Origin of the sequence: Kitasatospora sp. NPDC017646 (genome assembly GCF_044329365.1) — a bacterium.
GTDB lineage: Bacteria > Actinomycetota > Actinomycetes > Streptomycetales > Streptomycetaceae > Kitasatospora.
Window position 1 is genome coordinate 1 of record NZ_JBIRJC010000105.1, and the last position, 4,623, is coordinate 4,623.

At 70.8% G+C, this 4,623-nt stretch carries 3 protein-coding genes; 1 reads left to right on the plus strand and 2 read right to left on the minus strand.

What is annotated here, in order from left to right; translation table 11 throughout:
• Positions 1 to 344 precede the first annotated feature (344 nt).
• Entirely contained in the window at positions 345 to 1,319 is a 975-nt protein-coding gene (locus ACH4J0_RS42660) for a hypothetical protein (RefSeq protein ID WP_396246579.1), read from the minus strand.
• A 1,249-nt stretch (positions 1,320 to 2,568) separates the two neighbouring features.
• Here ACH4J0_RS42660 and ACH4J0_RS42665 point away from each other — a divergent pair.
• Positions 2,569 to 3,339, plus strand: a complete 771-nt coding sequence (locus tag ACH4J0_RS42665; RefSeq protein ID WP_396246580.1) for a type IV toxin-antitoxin system AbiEi family antitoxin domain-containing protein — start codon at positions 2,569 to 2,571, stop codon at positions 3,337 to 3,339.
• A 449-nt stretch (positions 3,340 to 3,788) separates the two neighbouring features.
• Here ACH4J0_RS42665 and ACH4J0_RS42670 read toward each other — a convergent pair.
• Positions 3,789 to 4,623 (minus strand): IPT/TIG domain-containing protein (locus tag ACH4J0_RS42670; RefSeq protein WP_396246581.1); only part of this gene is annotated, 835 nt, incomplete at its 5' end.

The window sequence follows — 4,623 nt, forward strand, 5'->3', positions numbered from 1 at the left end:
GGAGCTTGAAGAAGATCCAGTATCGACCCCACCTGGTCGACGGGTGCCTCGCCGCCACCGGCCTGATCTTGGACGGCTGACCACCCTCAGCCCGATATCACGAATTCAAGTTCAGTAGCTCCGTGTCGTTGAAAAAGTCCCGGCCGCCTTCGAGCGGCCGGGACTTTCTATTTGCACGGCTCTGCACGTGAATTTACGGACGAAATCCGAAAGGACCAGAACGAGTGAGTACTTCCACCACACGGAGGAGCACGGCCGGCCGTCCCCGCGGATCCAAGGGAGCGCCCGGTGGCCGGACCCGACCGGGGCCGGCCACCTGCTGTCGGTGCCGAATCGGTCGCCGATCAGTTGCCGCGGCGGGCCCGGCGCTTGACACCGAAGAGCACTGCGGCACCGGCGGCGAGCAGGGCGGCCGCACCGGCGAGCAGCGTGCCGCTGTTGCCGCCACCTCCGGTGAAGGCCAGCGAGGCCGCCTTGGTGGCGGGCGTCGGCGCGGTGGCCGGGGCGGCCTCGGTGCCCGCGATCGGCGCGGTGCTCACCGGCGCCGTGGCGGCGGCCGGCACGGCAACAGCGGCGGCCTGGTGGACGGGCTGGTTGATCGGGGCCGGCCTGGTGGTGGGCTTGGTGGTGGGGTGGTTGGTCGGGGCCGGCTTGGTGGTGGGTTGGCTGGTCGGAGCCGGCTTGGTGGTGGGCTGGGCGGCCGGGACCACGCCGGGCAGGCTGATGTCGTTGCCGGTCAGGCTGCGGTCGCCGTCCGCGGCGCCGAACGCCGTCACGCTGAGCGTCTTGACCTTCTCCGCCACCGAGGTCGGAGTGGTGATCTTCAGGTCGAAGTTGACCGTCTGGCCGTCCGCCAGCGGCGCGTCCAGCGCGCCTGAGGCCACCCAGACGGACGGATCGCAGCCCATCCGGGTCGGGAGCGCGACAGTGGTGCCGTCGTGCACCCAAGACACAGTGGTGTTGCCGGTGTTCATGACGCCGAGCTGGGTGAACAGCACCGGCACGGCGGTCACGTGCCGGTAGGCGGCCCCGGTGTGGTTGGTCTCGGTGATGCGCACCTGGTAGGTGGTCGAGTCCCCGTTCGCGACGGCCTTCTGCTGCGCACCGACCGTGATCGTCGGTGACCCGTGGTGCACCGCATCCCCGGTGACCGCGGTCTCCCCGGGCAGCTTCACCGCACCGTTGGCGCAGGGAACCACGGGCTTCTCGTCGGCCCACGCGGTGCTGGTGGCCGCACCGGTGGCGGCGAGCAGCAGAGCGGCAACGGCGGCGGCCTTCTTCACGGAGGCTGCGGCTGGCGCGAGGCGGTGCGTGGTCATGATCGTCCCCCCAAGGACATCGAGGTGGGTGCTGGTTCGTGTGGTGTCGCGCCTCCCTGACCGTCTATTCCCCCGGCCCAGTCCGTCGCGCAGGGAAAATACTTCCAGGCGATCTTCCGCGAGTCGTATGCCTACCGTCACGGTTCCGCCACGGGGCCTCTACCCAGGCTTTTCCCCGGTGGAGGCATGAAAAAGCCCCTGCGGCGATCCGAATGCAACGGCTACGACCCAGTGACTCCTGGCTCGAACAGCGGCTGGGTGACATCGTGCTCAACCGCGGGCGCGACGTGTTCGGGTCCGAGCCCCTTGCCCGCCTCCCCGAGCAGGAAGCCCCACCTGGCATGGCCGCGCCCGAAAACCTGCAGGCCGAAGCCCTGTTCACCACGTCGGCGCGGGTCCAGCATTTCCGGCACGGCGGCCCCACCACAGCACCCTGGGCCGCCGAGCAGAGCAGCAGCGCCGCAGCTCGGCACTGCTGGCCTCCCACCGGCCGGGCCCCGCGGAACACCTCCCTGCTCCCCGGGACCCGGCCGAGCTGCGCTAGACAGCGGTGAACACCCGGTAGTACGTGCGGTCGTACGCCTCGACCAGCTGGTAGGTTCACATCCCCGGTACGACGTCCCGACCGAGAAGCTCCCGCTCGACCAGGCCGGCCTGCTCGGGGCAGGCGCATACGGGAGAGGCCCGACCGGCGGTCGGGCCGCCGGTTCCTGCGCGGTGTCCGGACGGGCGGCCTGCTTGAGCTTCATCTCAGCCTTGTGCCGGTTCTCGACCCCCGCCCAGTACTCGTGGGCGTACAGCTCGGCGCATTCCGGAGGGCGGGCGTGACCTGTTCGCCGTGGACGAGACCGGTCTTGACGACGACTGCCGGTTGATGCGCACGATCGGCGACGTGCGTGCGGCAGCGCCGGGTCGTGGTTCTTCAGCGCGGCGTGCCGGGCACCCGGACGCGAGGGCGGCGGGCAGGAGGAAGTCAGGAGCACGGGTCGAGAGGAGGCGCGAAGGTGTCGGTCCGCGCGGGGGCGAGTGAACCGGTTTCCGGGTCTGCGCCTCGAACGCCGCCACGGCGTCGACCTGGGCTGCTCGTCGGCTGGGGTTGGCCAGGGCCGCCCATCGGCCAGTGCGTCCGGGCGTAGGCGTCGATGCAGATTGGGCGGTTCGGTGCGGTTTCTTGTTGCGGTCGGCGGTAGCGGGGTAGAGATCGCACAGTCCCTGCGGCAGATCGCGTGGGCGGAGGAGACGAGGAACCGTGGCAGAGAGCCGTTTCAGTGACACCATCGCTCAGCTGGAGGCGGAGCTTCCCGGTATCGAGGTCCGGCGTCGGCGGCTGGAGGACGAGCTGACCGCCGCCGTGGCGCGTGAGAACGCCGTACGCGGAGCCATCGAGAGCTTGCGGGCCTTGGCCGGGCCGCGGGCCTCGCAGGACATGACGCCGGTGGGCGGTGTGCGGGCGGAGGCGGACGCCATCGTCGGGGTCCGGCCCCAGCAGCTCGCGGCCGAAATCGGGGCGGCGCTGGAGCGCGGCGGGGAGCCGGCCGAAGGGGGCACCACCTCGGGCACCGACACGGCCACGAAGACGGCGAAGAAGGCCGCAGGGAAGAAGGTGGCCCCCGCGAAGAAGGCCACCGCCGAGAAGGCGAAACCCGCGAAGAAGACCACAGCGAAGAAGACCGCGCCGAAGAAAACCGCCGACGCCACGCGGCCGCGCACCCCGGCGAAGAAGACGGCCGCGACCCGGAACACCGGGCCGGTGCACACCGGCGCCGAGCCGCCCACCGCAAAGAGCGAAAAGGCTGCGCCCGCGCCCGGCCGGAGAACGACCGGTGCCACCTCCGAAGACGTGCTGGGTGTGCTGGCCGACGCAAAGGGACCGCTCCGGGCTCGGGAGGTGACCGCCCGGCTGGGGATCGAAAAGTCGGCGGACACCGTGAACGCGGTCCGCACCGCGCTGGAGCGCCTGACCAAGGCCGGCCGGGCGAAGCGTCCGGGCCGTGGCCTGTACGCGAAACTGGACGGATGACCCGCCGGGGCCAGCCGGCGGTCAGTTCGCGTCCCTGCTCCCGCCTCACCCGCCAGCCGGTCGAGTGACACCGCTGGCTTCGGCACCCGGACTGTCGTGTCGTCGCCGTCCCTGTCTGAGATGCCGGAAGGCCGCCACCTGCGGGTGGCGGCCTCCTGTGCCTTCTCGGGGCCGCGGCAGCCTACCGCCGCCCCACACACCGCCGGGGGCGGACCCGTGGTCGGCCGGGCTCGGACGGCCGGCTGCTCCTCGACGGAGTCGTCGATGTGGTGGAGCCGACCGTGGGCGATGATGCGGTCTTCACCAGAAAGCTTGGCCCGTATTCGTCGGACCGTACCGCGTCCGAGGCGGTGACCCGACCAGTGCCCATCCCGAAAAGGATCAGCGCGTTAAGACGGGTAGCCGGCCTTCGGAGTGTCGTCCGAAGGCCGGCAGCACCGCCGGGTTGATCAGGCGGTGTAGGTCATGGTTCCGGCGGACGCCGTGCCACCCGGGGTGGTCACGGTGACGTTGACGGTGGTACTCGGGGTCCCGGCGGGGATGGTGCCGGTGATGAGGGTGCCGGTGTTGGTGGTGATCGTTGCCGTGGTGGCTCCGAAGGTCACGGTCGCACCCGTGAGATCAGTGCCGACGATGGTGAAGACGCCGCCGCCGGCCGGGATGCTGACCGACGGGACGATGGGCACGGTCACGACCGGTGCGGCCAGGTAGGTCATGGTTCCGGCGGACACGGTGCCCCCGGGGGTGGTGACGGTGACGTTGACGGTCGTGCCCGCGGTGCCGGCGGGGATGGTGCCGGTGATGACGGTTCCGGTGTTACTGGTGATCGTCGCCGTGGTGGCTCCGAAGGTCACGGTCGCACTTGCGAGGTCGGTGCCTGCGATGGTGAACACGCCGCCACCCGCCGGGATGCTGCTTGACGGAGTGACAGTGGCGGTGACGACCGGCACGGCCACGTAGGTCATGGTTCCGCCCGACACCGTGCCGCCGGGGGTGGTGACGGTGACGTTGACGACGGTGCCCACCGTCCCGGCGGGGATGGTGCCGGTGATCAGGGTGTCGGTGTTGGAGATGATCGTCGCCGGGGTCGCGCCGAAGGTCACCGTCGCACCCGCCAGGCCGGTGCCCGCGATGGTGAACACGCCACCACCCGCCGCGATGCTGGTCGCGGGGCTGATTTCCGTCGTCACGACCGGCACGGCCACGTAGGTCATGGTTCCGCCCGACACCGTGCCGCCGGGGGTGGTGACGGTGACGTTGACGACGGTGCCCACCGTCCCGGCG

Bases quoted from the DNA above. Each gene is read 5' to 3' on its own strand.
- ACH4J0_RS42660 (WP_396246579.1), bottom strand. From the start codon at position 1,319: ATGACCACGCACCGCCTCGCGCCAGCCGCAGCCTCCGTGAAGAAGGCC.